Source organism: Streptomyces sp. NBC_00299 (genome assembly GCF_036173045.1).
GTDB classification, from domain to species: domain Bacteria; phylum Actinomycetota; class Actinomycetes; order Streptomycetales; family Streptomycetaceae; genus Streptomyces; species Streptomyces machairae.
Window position 1 is genome coordinate 3,176,778 of the sequence record NZ_CP108039.1, and the last position, 19,276, is coordinate 3,196,053.

14 protein-coding genes are annotated in these 19,276 nt (G+C 70.2%); 9 read left to right on the forward strand and 5 right to left on the reverse strand.

The genetic code is table 11. From position 1 onward, the window contains the following. Positions 1 to 120 precede the first annotated feature (120 nt). The 4 genes from OHT51_RS13780 (at position 121) to glgB (ending at position 8,184) form a co-directional block, all read left to right on the forward strand. Positions 121 to 2,232: an alpha-1,4-glucan--maltose-1-phosphate maltosyltransferase gene (locus OHT51_RS13780; RefSeq protein WP_328879225.1), complete on the forward strand. Its 2,112-nt coding sequence runs from the start codon at positions 121 to 123 to the stop codon at positions 2,230 to 2,232. Further along, positions 2,229 to 3,929, forward strand: a complete 1,701-nt coding sequence (gene treS, locus OHT51_RS13785; protein ID WP_328879226.1) for a maltose alpha-D-glucosyltransferase — start codon at positions 2,229 to 2,231, stop codon at positions 3,927 to 3,929. Before OHT51_RS13780 ends, treS begins: the two co-directional genes overlap by 4 nt. A gap of 86 nt (positions 3,930 to 4,015) precedes the next feature. Next, positions 4,016 to 5,497: a maltokinase N-terminal cap-like domain-containing protein gene (locus tag OHT51_RS13790; RefSeq protein WP_328879227.1), complete on the forward strand. Its 1,482-nt coding sequence runs from the start codon at positions 4,016 to 4,018 to the stop codon at positions 5,495 to 5,497. Then, on the forward strand, positions 5,494 to 8,184 hold the full coding sequence (gene glgB, locus OHT51_RS13795) for a 1,4-alpha-glucan branching enzyme (RefSeq protein ID WP_328879228.1): 2,691 nt from the start codon (positions 5,494 to 5,496) through the stop codon (positions 8,182 to 8,184). Before OHT51_RS13790 ends, glgB begins: the two co-directional genes overlap by 4 nt. Before the next feature lie 109 nt (positions 8,185 to 8,293). On the opposite strand, the gene OHT51_RS13800 is transcribed toward glgB, so the two are convergent. From OHT51_RS13800 to OHT51_RS13815, 4 genes are all read right to left on the reverse strand, one after another. Continuing rightward, a complete protein-coding gene (locus OHT51_RS13800) occupies positions 8,294 to 10,525 on the reverse strand; it encodes a HelD family protein (RefSeq protein WP_328879229.1) in 2,232 nt (743 codons plus the stop codon). A 167-nt stretch (positions 10,526 to 10,692) separates the two neighbouring features. Further along, positions 10,693 to 11,007 carry a thioredoxin family protein gene (locus tag OHT51_RS13805; protein ID WP_328884315.1) on the reverse strand — a complete coding sequence of 105 codons (315 nt, stop codon included), beginning with the start codon at positions 11,005 to 11,007 and terminating at the stop codon, positions 10,693 to 10,695. Between the two features lie 14 nt (positions 11,008 to 11,021). Then, a complete protein-coding gene (locus OHT51_RS13810) occupies positions 11,022 to 11,408 on the reverse strand; it encodes a MerR family transcriptional regulator (protein ID WP_328879230.1) in 387 nt (128 codons plus the stop codon). Between the two features lie 29 nt (positions 11,409 to 11,437). Then, on the reverse strand, positions 11,438 to 11,956 hold the full coding sequence (locus tag OHT51_RS13815) for an Lrp/AsnC family transcriptional regulator (protein WP_328879231.1): 519 nt from the start codon (positions 11,954 to 11,956) through the stop codon (positions 11,438 to 11,440). Positions 11,957 to 12,001: 45 nt separating this feature from the next. Between OHT51_RS13815 and OHT51_RS13820 the strand changes: the two genes are divergently transcribed. Next, positions 12,002 to 12,916, forward strand: coding sequence for an NAD-dependent epimerase/dehydratase family protein (locus OHT51_RS13820; RefSeq protein WP_328879232.1), 915 nt, complete (start codon positions 12,002 to 12,004; stop codon positions 12,914 to 12,916). 1 nt (position 12,917) lies between these two features. After that, complete coding sequence (locus OHT51_RS13825) at positions 12,918 to 13,823, forward strand: aldo/keto reductase (RefSeq protein WP_328879233.1); 906 nt, start codon at positions 12,918 to 12,920, stop codon at positions 13,821 to 13,823. A 226-nt stretch (positions 13,824 to 14,049) separates the two neighbouring features. Here the strand turns inward: OHT51_RS13825 and OHT51_RS13830 are convergent, their stop codons facing one another. Continuing rightward, positions 14,050 to 15,456 (reverse strand): cation:dicarboxylate symporter family transporter, encoded by a 1,407-nt coding sequence (locus OHT51_RS13830; RefSeq protein WP_328879234.1) that lies wholly within the window; start codon positions 15,454 to 15,456, stop codon positions 14,050 to 14,052. A gap of 247 nt (positions 15,457 to 15,703) precedes the next feature. Here OHT51_RS13830 and OHT51_RS13835 point away from each other — a divergent pair, with 247 nt between their 5' ends. From OHT51_RS13835 to OHT51_RS13845, 3 genes are all read left to right on the forward strand, one after another. After that, positions 15,704 to 16,516 (forward strand): hypothetical protein, encoded by an 813-nt coding sequence (locus OHT51_RS13835; RefSeq protein ID WP_328879235.1) that lies wholly within the window; start codon positions 15,704 to 15,706, stop codon positions 16,514 to 16,516. Positions 16,517 to 16,649: 133 nt separating this feature from the next. Beyond that, complete coding sequence (locus tag OHT51_RS13840) at positions 16,650 to 18,530, forward strand: sensor histidine kinase (RefSeq protein ID WP_328879236.1); 1,881 nt, start codon at positions 16,650 to 16,652, stop codon at positions 18,528 to 18,530. Further along, positions 18,527 to 19,231: a response regulator gene (locus OHT51_RS13845; protein ID WP_328879237.1), complete on the forward strand. Its 705-nt coding sequence runs from the start codon at positions 18,527 to 18,529 to the stop codon at positions 19,229 to 19,231. The genes OHT51_RS13840 and OHT51_RS13845 overlap by 4 nt, the downstream gene beginning before the upstream one ends. Positions 19,232 to 19,276 lie beyond the last annotated feature (45 nt).

Below are 19,276 nucleotides of genomic sequence, written 5' to 3' on the forward strand. Positions count from 1 at the left end.
TGGGAAGGCTCCAGCGGTAACCCCACCCGTGCGCCCCCGGGCGCGCGCCGGAACGAACCACGCAGGACCCACCTCCCCACAGCCATCCGCCCACCCAAGATGACGCGGACAGGAGCGGTCATGCCCGCCATGCACCACCAGTCGTCCTCACCCCCGACGTCGCGCACCGAAGCACCCCCAGCCCCCCGCACCGCACGCGCCGACCCCGGACCCCCGGCTCCGGAGCGATCCTCCGCGAACGACAAGGCCGCCGGTGTCGGGCGCATACCCGTCCTCGACGTCCGCCCGGTCGTCCAGCACGGGCGCAGGCCCGCGAAGGCCGTGACCGGCGAGACCTTCGAGATCTCGGCGACCGTGTTCCGGGAGGGACACGACGCGGTTGCCGCCAATGCCGTACTGACCGGCCCGGACGGCCGGCCCGGCCCCTGGACGCCGATGCGCGAACTCGCCCGGGGCACCGACCGCTGGGGCGCCACCGTCACCGCCGGCGAGCCGGGCCACTGGACCTACCGGGTCGAGGCCTGGGGCGATCCGGTGGCCACCTGGCGGCACCACGCACAGATCAAGATCCCGGCCGGGATGGACACGGAACTGGTTCTGGAGGAGGGCGCGCGACTGTACGGGCGTGCGGCCGCCGAGATCCCCGAGAGCGAGGGGCGGTCGGTGATCCTCGCGGCCGTCGACGCGCTGCGGGACGAGAACCGCCCGGCCGCCTGGCGGCTGGCGGCAGCGTCGACGCCCGAGGTGGACGCGGTGTTGGGGCGGTATCCGTTGCGGGACCTGGTCACCGCGTCGGACCCGCTGCCCCTGCTGGTGGAGCGGGAGCGGGCCCTGTTCGGCTCCTGGTACGAGTTCTTCCCCCGCTCCGAGGGCACCCCCGAGCAGCCCCACGGCACCTTCCGCACCGCCGCCCGCCGGCTGCCCGCGATCGCCGCCATGGGCTTCGACGTGGTCTACCTCCCGCCGATCCACCCGATCGGCACCACCTTCCGCAAGGGCCCCAACAACACCCTCTCCGCCGGCACCGACGACGTCGGCGTGCCCTGGGCCATCGGCTCCCCCGAAGGCGGCCACGACGCCGTCCACCCCGACCTCGGCACCCTCGACGACTTCGACTGGTTCGTCGCCCGGGCCGGCGAACTCGGCCTGGAAGTCGCCCTCGACTTCGCCCTGCAGTGCTCCCCCGACCACCCCTGGGTCGACAAACACCCCGAGTGGTTCCACCACCGCCCCGACGGCACCATCGCCTACGCCGAGAACCCGCCGAAGAAGTACCAGGACATCTACCCCATCGCCTTCGACGCCGACATGGACGGCCTGGTCGAGGAAACCCTGCGCATCCTGCGCCACTGGATGGCCCACGGCGTGCGCATCTTCCGCGTCGACAACCCGCACACCAAACCCGTCGTCTTCTGGCAGCAGGTCATCGCCGACATCGGCCGCACCGACCCCGACGTCATCTTCCTCGCCGAGGCCTTCACCCGCCCCGCGATGATGCACACCCTGGCCCAGATCGGCTTCCAGCAGTCCTACACGTACTTCACCTGGCGCAACGGCAAACAGGAACTCACCGAGTACCTCACCGAACTCTCCGGCGAAGCCGCCTCCTACATGCGGCCCAACTTCTTCGCCAACACCCCCGACATCCTCCACGAATTCCTTCAGCACGGCGGACGCCCCGCCTTCGAACTCCGCGCCGTCCTGGCCGCCACCCTCTCCCCCACCTGGGGCATCTACAGCGGCTACGAGCTCTGCGAGAACACCCCTGTGCGCAAGGGCAGCGAGGAGTATCTGAACTCGGAGAAGTACCAGCTCCGTCCTCGCGACTGGGAAACAGCCGAGCGCGCGGGCCGCACCATCACCCCCCTGCTCACCCAGCTCAACGCCGTCCGGCGGGCGAATCCGGCCCTGCGGCAGTTGCGCGACCTCCACTTCCACCACGCGGACCAGGAAGCGGTGATCGCGTACTCGAAGCGCAGCGGATCGAACACGGTTCTGGTGGTCGCCAACCTCGACCCGCACCACACCCAGGAGGCGACGGTCTCGTTGGACATGCCGCAACTCGGCCTGGACTGGCACGAGTCGGTGCCGGTGCGCGACGAGCTCACCGGCGAGACCTATCACTGGGGCAGGGCGAATTACGTGCGTCTCGAACCGGGCACTCGTCCCGCGCACATCCTCACCGTCCTGCGACCGTCCACCCCGCAGATCGGAGGGTCACCCACAAAATGATCGTCAACGAGCCCGTTCAGGACACCTTCGAGGACACTCCTGCCAAGGATCGTGACCCGGATTGGTTCAAACGCGCCGTCTTCTACGAGGTCCTGGTCCGCTCCTTCCAGGACAGCAACGGCGACGGCGTCGGCGACCTCAAAGGCCTCACCGCCAAACTCGACTACCTGCAATGGCTCGGCGTCGACTGCCTGTGGCTGCCGCCCTTCTTCAAATCACCCCTGCGCGACGGCGGATACGACGTCTCCGACTACACCTCCGTCCTGCCCGAATTCGGAGACCTCGCCGACTTCGTCGAATTCGTCGACTCCGCCCACCAGCGCGGCATGCGGGTCATCATCGACTTCGTCATGAACCACACCAGCGACCAGCACCCGTGGTTCCAGGAATCGAGAAGCGACCCCGACGGCCCCTACGGCGACTACTACATGTGGGCCGACGACGACAAGCAGTACGCCGACGCCCGCATCATCTTCGTCGACACCGAGGCCTCCAACTGGACCTTCGACCCGGTCCGCAAGCAGTACTTCTTCCACCGCTTCTTCTCCCACCAGCCGGACCTGAACTACGAGAACCCGGCCGTCCAGGAGGAGATCCTCTCGGCGCTGAAATTCTGGCTGGACCTGGGAATCGACGGATTCCGGCTGGACGCGGTGCCGTATCTGTACGCGGAAGAGGGAACGAACTGCGAGAACCTGCCCGCGACGCACGAACTCCTCAAGCGGGTGCGCAAGGAGATCGACGCCCACTACCCGGACACGGTGCTGCTCGCGGAGGCCAACCAGTGGCCGGAGGACGTCGTCGACTACTTCGGCGACTACGCCGGCGGTGGCGACGAGTGCCACATGGCCTTCCATTTCCCGGTGATGCCGCGGATCTTCATGGCCGTGCGAAGGGAGTCGAGGTACCCGGTCTCGGAAATCCTCGCCAAGACCCCGGCCATCCCGTCCGGCTGCCAGTGGGGCATCTTCCTGCGCAACCACGACGAGCTGACCCTGGAAATGGTCACCGACGAGGAACGCGACTACATGTGGGCGGAGTACGCCAAGGACCCCCGCATGCGCGCCAACATCGGAATCCGGCGCCGGCTGGCGCCCCTGCTGGACAACGACCGCAATCAGATCGAGCTGTTCACCGCCCTGCTGCTGTCGCTCCCCGGCTCGCCGATCCTGTACTACGGCGACGAGATCGGCATGGGCGACAACATCTGGCTCGGCGACCGCGACGCCGTGCGGACTCCCATGCAGTGGACGCCGGACCGCAATGCGGGATTCTCTTCGTGCGACCCGGGACGGCTGTATCTGCCGACCATCATGGACCCGGTCCACGGCTACCAGGTGACGAATGTCGAGGCCTCCATGTCCTCGCCGTCCTCTCTTCTGCACTGGACCCGCCGCATGATCGAGATCCGCAAGCAGAACCCTGCCTTCGGACTCGGCTCCTACACGGAACTCCAGTCGTCGAATCCGGCCGTGATCGCCTTCCTGCGCGAATACGAGGACGACCTCGTGCTGTGCGTGAACAACTTCTCGCGGTTCGCGCAGCCGACGGAGCTGGACCTGCGGCGGTTCAACGGGCGCCATCCGGTCGAGCTGTTCGGCGGGGTGCGATTCCCGGCCATCGGTGAACTGCCGTACTTGCTGACCCTCGGAGGCCACGGCTTCTACTGGTTCCGGTTGCGCAAGGACGCCGCCTGAGAGCCCGGGCGGGGCGGTTTCCCCCGCCCCGCCCGGGGCACGCATCAGTAACCACCCCGCTCGGCCCGGGGAAAGGACGTGACGCCATGTCGAAAGCCGTCACCCGCACCCTCACGACCTCACCAGGTCTTCTCGCCTCGCTGGACCCCCTGCTGCGGGAGTGGCTGCCACGGCAGCGCTGGTTCGCGGGCAAGGGCCGTCCGGTCACCGGGTTCTCGCTGGTGGCGGCCACCGAACTGCTTCCACCCGGCGGCAAGCTGGGCCTGTACCACCTGCTCGTGCGCGCTCACCAGGCCATCGCGCCGGTGCCGGGCGCGCCCGAGCAGCCCGCCGACTGCTACCAGCTGTTGATAGGCGAGCGCGAGGCCCTGCCGCCCCGGCTGGCGCCCGCGCTGATCGGACACGTGGCCGACGGCCCGCTCGCCGGACGCACGGTGTACGACGCCCTGTACGACACCCGTCCCACCGAGCTCCTCCTCGAGGCGCTGCGCACCGGAGCCCGCATCGGCGGACTGCGCTTCGAGCGGGACGACAGCCAGGAGATCCGGTCCGGTCTGGTGCCGCGCCTGGTCACCTCCGAACAGTCGAACTCGTCGGTCGTCTACGGCGATACGTTCATCCTGAAGCTGTTGCGCCGGGTCGTGCCCGGCGTCAACCCCGACCTGGAGCTTCCGTTGGCGCTGGCCCGCGAGGGCTGCGACCGGGTGCCCGCGCCGACGGCGTGGATCCGGGCGGAGCTGGCACCTGCCGGAGCACCGGCGGACGAGGCGTATGTGCTGGGCGTGCTGCAGCCCTTCGTGCAGGGCGCCGCGGACGGCTGGGAGCTGGCGCTGCGCGAGCTGGCCAAGGGCGAGGACTTCGCGTCCGCGGCACGGGCGCTCGGGCGCGCGACCGCCGAGGTGCACACCGCACTGGCCCGCACGCTGCCGACCGTCACCCTCGGGCGCACGCAGGTGCAGCAGCTGGTCGACGGGATGGTCGAGCGGCTCGACGCAGCGGCGCAGGCGGTGCCCGCGCTGCGGCCGTACGCACCCGGCCTGCGCTCCGCCTTCGAGGCGCTGGCCGGTCTCGCCGCCGAGGGCTGCACCTGGACCGCCCAGCGCATTCACGGCGACCTGCATCTCGGACAGTGCCTGCGCTCGCCCAGCGGGCAGTGGTGGCTGATCGACTTCGAGGGCGAGCCGTCGAAGCCGCTGGCCGAACGGCGGATGCCACAGCCGCCGGTCCGGGACGTCGCGGGCATGCTGCGTTCCTTCGACTACGCGGCCCACTCGGCGGACCCGTCGGTACGAGGCTGGGCCGACACCTGCCGGGCCGCCTACTGCTCCGGATACGCACAGGTCAGCGGCGCCGATCCGCGGACCGATCCGGTGCTGCTGCGTGCGTACGAGACCGACAAGGCGATCTACGAGGTCGTCTACGAGGCCCGTCACCGCCCCGACTGGCTCCCGGTACCGCTGTCCGCCATAAGCCGACTGGCCGCGGGCGCAGACACCTCGCCGTCCGCCACCCCCTCCATCTCCTCCATCCCCTCTTCCCCACCTTCGCCTAGGAGGCCCCGCCCGTGACCCCCCGCACCACTCCCTCCAGCGGTTCGGATTCAAAGAAGACGGCTGAGAAGCCGGCCGTGGAGAAGGCCCAGGAGCAGGCCGCCGAGAAGACGAGCGTCGCGAAGAAGGCGACCGCGAAGACGGCCAATGCCGCCGAGAAGGCCGCGGACGCCATGAGGAAGGGGACGACGAAGAAGGCCACCGCGGCCAAGACCGACGCGGCGAAGAAGGCGGCTGCCAAGAAGACGACGGCGAAGAAGGCCCCGGCGAAGAAGACGGCCGCGAAGGAGGCACCGGCAAAGAAGGCGACCGCGAAGAAAGCCGTCGCCAAGAAAACCGTGGCCAAGAAGGCGGGCGCCAAGACCACCGCCGCGAAGAGCACGACCACGTCGAAGAGCACGGCGGGGAAGAAGGCGTCCGCCAAGAGGATTCCCGCGCAGAAGACGGCGCCCAAGAAGATCCCCGCCCAAAAGGCGGTCCCCGTCGAACTACCGGCCGCCCCCGCGGACGTGGCCGTGTCCCCCGCCCTCGACGCCGCCGACCGCGACCGCCTCCTCACCGGCACCCACCACGCCCCGCACTCCGTCCTCGGCGCACATCCGGTGCCCGGCGGTGTCGCCTTCCGGGCCTTCAGGCCGTACGCGCTCTCGGTGACCGTCGTCGTGGACAGCCTGCGGGCCGAGCTGCACGACGACGGGGAGGGGTTCTTCTCCGGGCTGCTGCCGCTTCTGGAGGTGCCGGCGGGCTACCAGTTCCTGGTCGGGTACGAGGGCTCGGTGCAGGAGACCGAGGACGCGTACCGTTTCCTGCCCGCGCTGGGCGAGCTCGACCTGCATCTGATCGGCGAGGGCCGGCACGAGGAGCTGTGGAAGGCGCTCGGCGCCGAGCCGATGACCCACCAGGGCGTGACCGGCACCCGGTTCACGGTGTGGGCGCCGAACGCGCGGGGTGTGTCGCTGGCCGGCACCTTCAACTTCTGGGACGGCACGGGATATCCCATGCGCTCGCTCGGCGGTACGGGCGTGTGGGAGCTGTTCGTGCCGGCCATCGGCGAGGGCGAGCTGTACAAGTTCGAGATCACCCGGCCCGACGGTTCGAAGACCCTGCGCGCCGACCCGATGGCCCGCCGGACCGAGGCCCCGCCCCACACGTCGTCGATCGTGTACGCCTCGCAGCACGAGTGGGGCGACGCGCAGTGGCTGGAGCGGCGCGGGTCGGTGCCGACGCACGAGGCGCCGTTGTCGGTCTACGAGGTCCATCTGGCCTCCTGGCGGCCGGGACTGACGTACCGGCAACTCGCCGAGCAGCTGCCCGCGTACGTCAAGGACCTGGGCTTCACCCACGTCGAGCTGATGCCGGTCGCCGAGCACCCCTTCGGCGGCTCCTGGGGCTACCAGGTCACCGGCTTCTACGCGCCCACGGCCCGGCTGGGCACCCCCGACGACTTCAAGTACCTGGTGGACGCCCTCCACCAGGCCGGCATCGGCGTCCTGATGGACTGGGTCCCGGCGCACTTCCCGCGCGACGACTGGGCTCTCGCCGAGTTCGACGGGCGTCCGCTGTACGAGCACGAGGATCCGCTGCGATCCGCCCACCCCGACTGGGGCACCCTGGAGTTCGACTTCGGCCGGCGCGAGGTGCGCAACTTCCTTGTCGCCAACGCCATTTACTGGTGCGAGGAGTTCCACATCGACGGGCTGCGGGTCGACGCCGTCGCCTCCATGCTCTACCTCGACTACTCGCGCGAGCCGGGGCAATGGGTCCCGAACGAGCACGGCGGGCGGGAGAACCTGGACGCGGTGGCGTTCCTCCAGGAGATGAACGCGACGGTGTACCGGCGGGTGCCGGGAGTCGTGACGATCGCGGAGGAGTCCACGGCCTGGGACGGCGTGACGCGCCCGACGCACGTGGCGGGGCCGGGTGGCTTCGGGGGTCTCGGCTTCGGGCTGAAGTGGAACATGGGCTGGATGCACGACTCGCTGGAGTACATGGCGAAGGAGCCGGTGCACCGCAAGCACCACCACAACGAGATGACGTTCTCGATGGTGTACGCCTACAGCGAGAACTACGTGCTGCCCATCTCCCACGACGAGGTCGTGCACGGCAAGCGGTCGCTGGTCTCGAAGATGCCGGGCGACTGGTGGCAGCAGCGCGCCAACCACCGCGCGTACCTGGGCTTCATGTGGGCCCACCCGGGCAAGCAGCTCCTCTTCATGGGGCAGGAGTTCGCCCAGGGGGCGGAGTGGTCGGAGGCGCACGGGCCGGACTGGTGGCTGCTCGATCCGGCGTACGGGGCGGAGCCGGACCATCGCGGGGTGCGGGACCTGGTCCGCGATCTGAACACGGTGTACCGGCACACGCCGGCGCTGTGGCAGCGGGACGCCGACCCCGCCGGGTTCCAGTGGGTGGTGGGAGACGCCGCCGACGACAACGTGCTCGCGTTCCTGCGCTACGACGCGGAGGGGGCTCCGCTGCTGGCGGTGTCGAATCTGTCGCCGGTCGTGCGGCACGAGTACCGGCTGGGGGTGCCGGACGACGTTCCTGCGTGGCACGAGGCGCTGAACACGGACGCGGCGCGGTATGGCGGCGGCGATGTGACCAACCCTGATCCGGTCAAGCCCGAGCCGCAGGGTTGGCACGGACGGGCGGCCAGCATCCGGCTGACGCTGCCGCCATTGGCGACGGTGTGGTTGCGACCGGCGTAGACACCCTCTCGAACGCCGGACGAGCTGACCCACCCAGCCCGTCCGGCGTTTGAGGACGAGGCCGTTCAGGCCGAAGCGGGGGTCTGGGGGCGGCAGCCCCCAGGGACGGTCACCCCGACGCCGGCACGCCCTCGGCCAAGCCCGGCGGCAGCGACCCCGTGTGCAGCACCCCCAGCCGCTGGGTCGCCCGGGTCAGGGCCACGTACAGGTCGCTCGTGCCGTACAGCCCCGGCTCGACGACCAGGACCGAGTCGAACTCCAGGCCCTTCGCCTGGCGGGGGTCGAGGAGGACGACCGTCCGTGTCAGGTCGGGTTCGGTGCCGGCCGTGATGCCGTCCAGGCGCGCGGCCAGCGACCGGTGCAGGTCGCGTGGGGCGATGACGGCCAGGCGGCCTTCGGCGGGGGTGAGTTCGGCGACCGCCTTGGCGACGGCGCCGGGCAGGTCGTCGGTGGCGCTGATCCAGGGACGTACGCCTGTGGACCGTACGGAACTCGGCGGTTCGAAGCCGGGGTGCTCCGCGCGTACGACCGCCGCGGCCAGCTCCATGATCTCGGCGGGGGTGCGGTAGTTGACGCCGAGGCGGGTGTGGTCCCAGCGGTCCTCGACGTAGGGGGACAGGATCTTGGACCAGGAGCCCACGCCCGCCGCCTCGGCCGTCTGGGCGGGGTCGCCGACCAGCGTCATCGAGCGGGTCGGGCTGCGCCGCATGAGCAGCCGCCAGGCCATCGGCGACAGCTCCTGCGCCTCGTCGACGATGATGTGCCCGAACGCCCAGGTCCGGTCGGCCGCCGCGCGCTCGGCGGCGCTGCGGTGGTCGTCCTCCTCGTGGCGCTCGGCGAACCGTTCGGCGTCGATGATGTCGTGCGCGGACAGGATCTCGGAGTCCTCCTCGTCCTTGTCCTCGAACTCGTAGGTGCGCGAGGCGTACGAGACGTCCAGCACGCCCTGTGCGTAGGCGACCTGTGTCTCCCGCTCCCGCTCGGCCAGCGCCCGCTTCACCCGGTCGTCCTCGCCGAGCAGTTCGGCCGCCTCGTCGAGCAGCGGTACGTCCGCCACCGTCCACGCCCGTGTCACGGGCCGGCGGATCGCGGCGACGTCCTCGTCGGGAAGGTAGCCCACGGGGTCGGCGAGGAAGTCCGCGACCAGTCGTTGCGGGGTCAGTCGCGGCCACAACTGGTCGATGGCGGCCCAGACTTCGGGGTTCTCGGCGATGTCGTCACGGATCTGCATGATGTCGCTCGGGTCCAGCAGATTCGTACCGTCGAAGGGGTCCGTCCCGACCCGCTCGGCGTACAGCTCGGTGAGGGTGTTGAGGATGTGGCCCTCGAAGTGCTCGCGTGCCGCGTTGTGCGGCAGCCGCGCGGCGCGGGCCTTCTCACGCGCCACCTTCACCAGGCCGTCGTCGAGCATGAGGATCTCGCGGTCGTGCTCGATGGCGATGACCGGGTCGGGCAGCGCCTGCCAGTCCTGTACGACCTCGGCGAGTACGTCCGCCATGTCGGCGCGGCCCTTCACCGCGGCCGCCTCCCGGGTGTCGGTCGCCGTCGCCCGCACGCCGGGGAACAGTTCGCCGACGGTGGCGAGCAGCACGCCCGTCTCGCCCAGCGAGGGCAGGACCTCGCCGATGTAGCCGAGGAAGGCGGGGTTGGGGCCGACGATCAGAACCGCGCGCTTGGCGAGCAGCTCGCGGTGCTCGTAGAGGAGATACGCGGCGCGGTGCAGGGCGACCGCCGTCTTGCCGGTGCCCGGACCGCCCTCCACCACCAGGACCCCGCGGTGCGGTGCCCGGATGATCTCGTCCTGTTCGGCCTGGATGGTCTGCACGATGTCGTTCATGCGGCCGGTGCGCGCGGTGTTGAGCGCGGCGAGCAGGACGGCGTCGCCGCTCGGGTCCTCGTGGCCGGTCCGCTCCTGGTCCCCCAGGTCGAGGATCTCGTCGTGCAGGGCGGACACCGTACGGCCGCTGGTGGTGATGTGCCGGCGGCGCCTGAGCCCCATCGGGGTGTGGCCGGTGGCCAGGTAGAAGGGGCGGGCGACGTCGGCCCGCCAGTCGATGAGGATCGGCGTGCGCTCGGCGTCGTCGGTGCGCAGGCCGATCCGGCCGATGTGGTGGGTGGTGCCCGAGGCCAGGTCGATCCGGCCGAAGCAGAGCGAACCGTCCACGGCGTTCAGTGCGGCGAGCAGCCCCGAGCGCTCGGCGACCAGGATGTCCCGCTCCAGGCGGGCCTGCATCGGCGTGTTGCCCTGGCCGAGCGCGTCCGTGACGGAGTCCTCGGTGTCGCCGCGCAGCAGGTCGACGCGTGCGTACAGGCTGTCGATGAATTCCTGCTCCTGCCGCATTTCACCGTCTTGAAATTCGGTGTTTGACAATTCAGCTCCCGCCCGGATATACTGTGCTCACTGAACTTATCCGCGACTTAATTCCACTGAAGTCGCGAACCATTAAATATACGAAAGAAATCCCCCGAGCGCAATTGCTCGGGGGATTTCTTGTGTTCGGGACGGAATCACAGCACGTCGGCGAGCTCCTCCAGCAGCCGCCGCTTGGGCCGCGCGCCCACCATCGACTTCACCGGTTCACCGGCGCGGAACACCATGAACGTCGGCATGGAGAGCACCTTGTAGGCGTTCGTGGTCAGCGGGTTGGTGTCCACGTCCAACTGCACCACCTTCAGCCGCTGCCCCTCCTCCGCGGCCAGGGCCGTGAGCACCGGCCCCATCTGCCGGCACGGCGGACACCAGTCCGCGGTGAACTCCACCAGCACCGGCAGCTCCGCCCCGATCACCTCCGCCTCGAAGTCCGCGTCCGACACCTCGGCCACGCCCGCCGCCTTGATCACAGCTCCTGCCCTCCCAGTTCGCACAACGGTGGATCCCCCTCGGCCATCGCCAGCCGCAGGCCGATCTTGGCCCGCACGGCCTGCAACTCGCCGATCAGGGCGTCGAGCTCGTCCAGCTTGCGCCGGTAGCCCGCGAGCGAGGCGGGACACGAGTCGCCCTCCGGGTGCCCGGCCCGCAGACACTCCACGAAGGGCCGGGTCTCCTCCAGGTCGAACCCGAAGTCCTGCAACGTCCTGATCTGCCGCAGCAGCTTCAGGTCGTTCTCGTCGTACGTCCGATAGCCGTTGCCGCCCCGTCGCGCGGGCAGCAGCCCCCGCGACTCGTAGTAGCGCAACGTGCGCGTCGTGGTCCCGGCCCGCGCGGCCAGCTCGCCGATTCGCATGCATACGAACGTAATCCTTGACGCCGACGTCAGGGCAACCGTGGCAGGAGAGGCTTTCTGCGCACCGGGGAGGACAGCACGATCGACGTCGTCGTACGGCCCAGCGCCGAGGTCTGTTCGAGGATCTCCTCCAGGTGGGCGGTGTCCTCGACGGCGACCTTGAGGATCCAGCAGTCCTCGCCGACGACATGGTGGACCTCGGTGATCTCCGGGCGGTCGAGCAGTTCGAGGGTGCGGGGGTGTCTGAGGGTGTAGCCGCCGTGCGGGTTGACCCGGATGAAGGCCTGGATGCCGTAGCCGATCCGGGCGGCGGCGACATGGGCGCCGTACCCGGTGATCGCGCCGGCCGTCTCCAGCCGCCGTACGCGCTCGGTGACGGCTGCCGGGCTCAGACGCACCCGGCGGCCCAGCTCGCTCAGCTTGATCCGGCCGTCGGTCTGGAGCAGTTCCAGGATCTGCCGGTCCAGGGCGTCGAAGGCCACCGATGTTTCGTTGGCGGCTGGGCGCAGATGCCGCGGTTCTTTCGGCGCGGCGGCCTGATCTCCCATGTCTTCCCCTTCAGAACGCGGTGCAGGGCCAGGAGAATTATGGCCATGCGACAGGCACGAGAGGTACTGGTCATCGGCGGCAACCGCTATTTCGGCAAGCGGCTGATCGCACGGCTGCTGGCCGCCGGGGACCGGGTGACGGTTCTCAATCGCGGCTCGTCGGCGCCGCCCCCGGGCGCCGTTCACCTCGTCGCCGACCGGAACGACGAGAAGTCCCTGACGGCGGCGCTGGGTTCGCGGACGTTCGACGCCGTCGTCGACCAGGTCTGCTACACGCCCCGGCAGGCGGAGATCGCCCGCCTCGTCCTCACCGGACGTACGCGTCGCTACGTACTGACGTCGACGGTCGAGGTGTACGAGTACGAGGACTCGATCGCCCTCGTGCGCGAGCCGGACGTGGACGCCCTGAGTGTGGCCGTGGACCTCGAACTGCCTTGGGACGACCCGGAGTTCCTCGACGCTCACTACGGCGAGGGCAAGCGGCAGGCGGAGGCGGTGTTCGCCGCCGACCCGGCTTTTCCGTACGCGGCGGTGCGCGTCGCCCATGTGCTGGGCGGGGACGACGACTTCACGGGCCGTATGGCCCACTACGCGAGCCGCATCCGCACCGGCGCACCGATCGCCGTACCGGTGGCCAACCATCCGGCGACGTACATCCATGTCGAGGAGATCGCCGACTTCCTGTTCTGGGCCGTGGGCCAGGACTTCACGGGTCCGGTCAACGCCGCCTCCCACGGCCTGCTGACCACCGAGGAGGTGTGTGACGCCATCGTCGCGCACCTCCCGCACGGTGAGGCCGTCTTCCAGCGGGTCGAGGTCGGCGAGGTCTCCCCGTTCTCCTTCACCCGCGCCTACGGCATGGACAACTCCCGTGCCACCCGGCTCGGGTTCCGGTTCACGCACGCCCGGCAGTGGCTTCCCGAGGCCGTGGCCGAGACCCTCGGAAAGGACGACGACTGACATGCGCCACCGCACTCTCGGACCCCGCCGAGTGAGCGCGATCGGCCTCGGCCTGATGCCGCTGTCCATCGAGGGACGCCCCGACGACAAGCACGCTCTGGCGACCGTGCACGCCGCCCTGGACTCGGGGGTGACGCTGCTGGACACGGCGGACTCGTACCATCTGCCGGGCGACGGGCCCGGTCACAACGAACTCCTTGCGGGCCGCGCGCTGGCCGCGTACGGCGGCGACACGGACGGCTTGCTCGTGGCCACCAAGGGCGGCCGTGGCAGACCTGCCGACGGCAGCTGGACGGTGAACGGCGACCCCCGCCACCTCAAGGCGGCCGGCGAGGCCTCGCTGCGGCGGCTCGGCGTCGAGGCGATCGGGCTCTATCAGCTGCACAAGCCCGATCCGGCGATTCCGTTCGAGGAGTCGGTCGGCGCGCTGCGCGACCTTCTCGACGCGGGCACCATCCGCCTGGCCGGCATCTCCAACACGGACGTGGACCAGATCCGCGCGGCCCACCGGATCCTCGGTGACGGCCTGGTCTCGGTGCAGAACCGGTACTCGCCCGCCGTACGGGACAGTGAGGCCGAGCTCCGCCTGTGCGCACAACTCGGGCTGGCGTTCCTGCCGTGGAGCCCGCTGGGCGGCATCTCCCGCAGCTCGCTGGACGGTCCGTCACAGGTCGAGGGCGAGGCGCGCCCGAGTGCCTTCCACGCCATCGCCGCCGAACGCGGTGTCAGCCCGCAGCAGGTGGCCCTGGCGTGGCTGCTGGCACGGTCCCCGTCCGTGATCCCGATCCCGGGGGCAAGCCGCCCCGGAACGATCCGGGACTCGGCGGCAGCGGCGGACCTGGAGCTGAGCACGCAGGACCTGGCGCGGCTGAACGACGCGGCCGTACCGGCGAGACCGGGCGGCTGAGAGACGGGGGAGCATCTCAGCCGCCCGGCGCACATGCCGGACGCCCGGCCCCGGTTCAGGCGGGGCCGGACGTCCGGAGAACGGAGGGGAGGCCGGGCCCCCGGGGGCCGAAGGCCCCAAGGGGGCGCGGGGAACTGCGCGACCAGCCACACACAACCTGGAGCCCGCCGACAACAGCACCCCCGAGCTCACATCGGCTCTCCCAGCGGAGCGCTCCCCGGAGCGCTCATGCCTTGGCGAGTTCCTTCTCCCCGCCCTGCCCCGGCACGGCATCGGCATCGGCGTCCACCGAGCCCCCGTGCCCGTCGTCCAGGAGCGTCTTCTCGTCGAACGGGAGGTGACCGGCGAGCACGTCGTCGACCCGCCCGCGGTCGATCTCCTTCGTCCACGTCCCGATCAGCACCGTCGCCACCGCGTTGCCCGCGAAGTTCGTCAGGGCGCGGGCCTCGCTCATGAAGCGGTCGATGCCGACGATGAGGCCGATGCCGTCCACCAGGGCCGGCTTGTGCGACTGGAGGCCACCGGCCAGCGTGGCCAGACCCGCACCGGTGACACCGGCGGCGCCCTTGGAGGCGACGAACAGGAAGAGCAGCAGCGGGATCTGCTCGCCGATCGACATCGGCGTGCCCATGGCGTCGGCGATGAACAGGGACGCCATGGTCATGTAGATCATGGTGCCGTCGAGGTTGAAGGAGTAGCCGGTCGGGACGGTGATGCCGACGACGGGCTTGCTGACGCCCAGGTGCTCCATCTTCGCGATGAGGCGCGGCAGCGCGGACTCGGAGGAGGAGGTGGAAAGGATCAGCAGGAACTCACGGCCGAGGTACTTGAACAGGGTGAAGATGTTCAGGCCGGCGACGATCCGCAGCAGCGCGCCGAGCACGATGATGACGAACAGGAAGCAGGTGACGTAGAAGCCGAGCATCAGTACGGCGAGGCTCTTCAGCGCGTCCACGCCGGCGGAGCCGGTGACTGCGGCGATGGCGCCGAAGGCACCGATCGGCGCGGCCCACATCACCATGGCGAGGATGCGGAAGACGAGCCGCTGGATGTGCTGCACGCCGCGAATGATCGGCTCCCCGGCCGAACCCATGGCCTGGAGCGCGAAACCGGCGAGCAGCGCGATGAGCAGAGTCTGAAGGACCGACTCCGAGGTGAAGGCGGAGACCATCGTGGTCGGGATGATGCCGAGCAGGAACTCGGTGGTGTCCTTGGCCTCGGCGTCGACCTGCGCGTGACCGGCGTCCTTGATGGCGTCGGTGACGGCGAGCCCGGTGCCGGGCTCCAGGATGTTGCCGACGACCAGGCCGATGGCCAGCGCGACGAGCGACATGACGGTGAAGTAAGCCAGGGCGATACCGCCGACCGCACCCACCTTGGCGGCCTTCCGTACCGAACCGATGCCCAGGACGATCGTGCAGAAGATGATCGGCGAGATCATCATCTTGATCAGGTTCACGAAGCCCGTACCGATGGGCTTCAGCTCGACCGCGAAGTCGGGCGCGGCCAGACCCACGGCGATACCGAGGGCAACCGCGATGATCACCGCGATGTAGAGGTAGTGCGTGCGGTCCCGTTTGGTTTTGGCGACGGGTGCGGCAGGTGCCTTGTCGGGGGAACTGGCGGCGGCCACGGCTGCCCTCCTTGACGTCTTCGTCGGTATCACCGGCGTGCGGCTCACGTCCGGGGTGGGGGGTTCGCTGATGGGCTGGCGAGCCCCAGGGGGACGGGGTCGTACTCAGCGATGCGGTGACTATCTCCCGTCATGTGAGGGCGGTCACCCTTCCGTTCATTTAGTTCACCGGGACCGGTCCCGGTGACGCGCGGCTAGGTTCCGCACCGGGACGAGCGGCGTCGGAAACGGTGGACGGAGAAACGCGATGGCCGGCATCAAGGTACGAACCGACCCGGTGACCCGGTCGAAGCTCGGGGAGTCCGTGCTCTCCGATCTCCGCGAGGAGCTGCGCGCGATCGACTGCCAGACCTGCGGCCGTCCGCTACGGCGCTGGCGGCGGCCTGCGCTCGCCGTGTACGCCGACGGCGAGCTGGCCAACGCATCGCTGCATCACGCCGGCTGCCGCCCGCCCGGCTGGCACGAGGGGCCGATGGCACCGGTCTCCGACGTTCCGCATCTGACGTGGCGCGCGGGGACGTTCGTCATGCCGGCCCTGCTGACGCTCGGCACGGCCTCCGACGGCACCCCGTTCTTCCTGGTGAATCCGTCCTACGAGGCCGCGCTCCTCCAGTACGTCGACGGGGAGAGGGGGGAGGACGGCGAGCACGGTGCGACCTCGGAGAACGGGGAGGGCGGGGAGACCGCCCGGGGGTGGCAGGTGTGGACGGTGGAGGTCTTCAAGGAACTGGGGCTCGACGGTGGGCTGCACGCGCTGTCGCCGGACGCCGTCCCGACCCGAGGCCTGACCGCATCGATCGCGGACCGGAGGGTCTCCGTGACGGTTCGTAGCGGCGAGGTCCACCATCACTGGCCGGACATCCCGGTGTCCCCGGAGACGGAGCGGCTCGCGCGTTCGCGGGGCTCGATCGTCGTGGGTGTCACCACCCTTTTCGACATCCACAAGCCGATCACGGACCTTCAGATCGGCATGCACGTGGCAACCGGCGAGTTCGCCGTCGGGGTGGCCGCGCTCGCCGGTAGCGGCGGCGGAAAGGGCGGACGCCGACGGAAGACCTGACCCGAAGACGACCCTGCCCCCAAGACGAGGCCCGGAGAGTGACTTGGCTCACATCAATTCACGTCCTTGAGCCACGGAAAGCACTTATCCACAGGCTGGTCGGCCAAAATCGGCCATGGGGCACACTGACGGCATGCGCATCCCCGTCCCGCGACCCCGCAGCCTGGCCGGCCAGCTCTTCGCCATGCAGGCCGTGCTGATAGCGGTGCTCGTCGCCGGGTATGCGGTGTTCACATACGTCAGCGACCGCGGGCAGGCCGAGGACGCGGCGGGCCGGCAGGCCATGGCGGTGGCGCAGTCGATAGCCGATGCCCCGTCCGTGGGGGAGGCGATCCGTACGGCCGATCCGACGGCCGAGCTCCAGCCGTACGCGCTCCGTGTCCAGCGCGACGCCGAGGTCGACTTCGTCACGATCATGAGTCCCGAGGGCATCCGCTGGACGCACCCCGACGAGAAGCAGATCGGGCAGCACTTCCGCGGTCACACGGAGCGCGCCCTGCGCGGGGAGCCCTTCAGGGAGACGTACACCGGCACGCTCGGCCCGTCCGTGCGGGCGGTCGTACCGATCTACGACGGGGGGAACCAGCCGTCGCACATCGTCGGGCTGGTGAGCGCGGGCATCCGGGTCGAGGAGATCAGCAAGCGGGTGCAGGACCAGCTGACGGCCCTGATCGGGGTGGCGGCGGGTGCCCTCGCCTTGGGGGCGATCGGCACGTACGTCATCAACGCCCGCCTGCGGCGGCACACCCACGGTATGAACGCCGCCGAGCTGAGCCGTATGCACGACTACCACCAGGCCGCCCTGCATGCGGTGCGTGAGGGGCTGCTGATGCTGGACGGGCAGTACCGGGTGGCGCTGATCAATGACGGGGGGCGCGAGCTGCTCGGCGTGGCCGGCGATGCGGTGGGGCAGTCGGTCGCACAGCTCGGCCTGCCGGCCCCGCTGACCGGGGCGCTGCTGGCGTCCGAGCCGCGGGTGGACGAGGTGCACCTCGCGGCGGAGCGGGTGCTGGTGGTGAACACCTCACCGGTGTCGGGCGGTGAGCGCCGCGGCACGGTGGTGACCCTGCGCGATGTCACCGAACTGCAGTCCCTGATGGGCGAGTTGGACTCCGAGCGGGGTTTCACCCAGGCGCTGCGGTCACAGGCGCACGAGGCGGCGAACCGTCTGCACACGGTGGTCTCGCTGATCGAACTCGGACGCGCCGAGGAGGCGGTGGAGTTCGCGACGGCCGAGCTGGAGCTGGCGCAGGCGCTGACGGACCAGGTCGTGGCGGCGGTCAGCGAACCGGTACTGGCGGCGCTTCTGCTGGGCAAGGCGGCACAGGCCAACGAGCGGGGCGTCGAACTCGTCGTCTCGCAGGACAGCAGACTGGACGACCGCCTGCTGCCGCCGTCCCTGCCGTCCCGGGATCTGGTGACGATCCTCGGCAACCTGATCGACAACGCGGTGGACGCCGCGCAGGGCAGTGTGGGGGCGCGAGTGACGGTGACGGCGTACACGCAGGGCGGAGAGCTGGTCCTGCGGGTGTCCGACACGGGGGCCGGGGTGGATCCCGCCCACGCGGAGGCGGTGTTCGAGCGCGGCTTCTCGACGAAGCCGGCGGGACCGGGCGGTCGCGGCCTGGGACTGGCACTTGTCCGACAGGCGGTGCACCGGCACGACGGCGACCTGTCGGTGGCGGAGGCTGCCGGGGGCGGGGCAGAGTTCGAGGCACGGCTGCCGCTGGGTGAGGGTCGCTTGCGGGACGGGGTCCGGCGGGAAGAGGCGGAGCCTGTGCCAGGTGCTGCGCCCCGGGAGGGCGGCGATCCCCTGCCGGGCGTGGAGCCGCTCAGGGGCGCCGAGCCCTTGCCGGGCGCCGAGCCTGCGCAGCAGTCCCACCACCAGCCCCACCAGCCCCACCAGCCCCACCAGCCCCACCAGCCCCACCAGCCCCAGCGATCTCAGCAATCCCAGCAGTCCGAGCCCCGCCCGGGTTCCGGTGGTGCGGTTGTTTCGAGAGGTGACGTATGACGGCGTCGGCCGAGCAGGCGATTCGGGTCCTGGTCGTGGAGGACGATCCGGTCGCGGCGGACGCACACATGATGTACGTCGGCCGGGTACCGGGCTTCGTCGCCGTCGGCAAGGCGCACACTGGTGCGGAGGCGCGGCGCACGCTGGAGCGTACGCCGGTGGATCTGCTGCTGCTGGACCTGCACCTGCCGGATGTGCACGGGCTGCAACTGGCGCGGTCACTGCGAGCGGCCGGCCACCACGCGGACGTGATCGCGGTGACGTCGGCTCGGGATCTCGCCGTGGTCCGCGAGGGGGTGTCGCTGGGGGTCGTGCAGTACGTGCTGAAGCCCTTCACGTTCGCCACGCTTCGGGACCGCCTGGTGCGCTACGCCGAGTTCCATGCGGCGGTCGGTGAGGCCAGCGGACAGGACGAGGTGGACCGGGCCCTGGCGACACTGCGGGCACCGGGGCCGGCGGCGTTGCCGAAGGGGTTGAGCGGGCCGACGCTGGAGCGGGTGACCGGGGCCGTGCGGGAGGCCGAGGAAGGGCTCACCGCGGCGGGGGTGGCCGAGGCCGTGGGGATTTCCCGGATCACGGCTCGGCGGTATCTGGAGCACCTGGTGGAGGCCGGGAGGGCCGAGCGGGCGCCGGTCTATGGGCAGGTGGGTAGGCCGGAGTTGGTGTATCGGTGGATGCCGGGGGCGGGGTCGGGCCGGTAGCGACGTGACCCGGCCCGAGCAGCTTCCCGATCCACCGCCCAATCC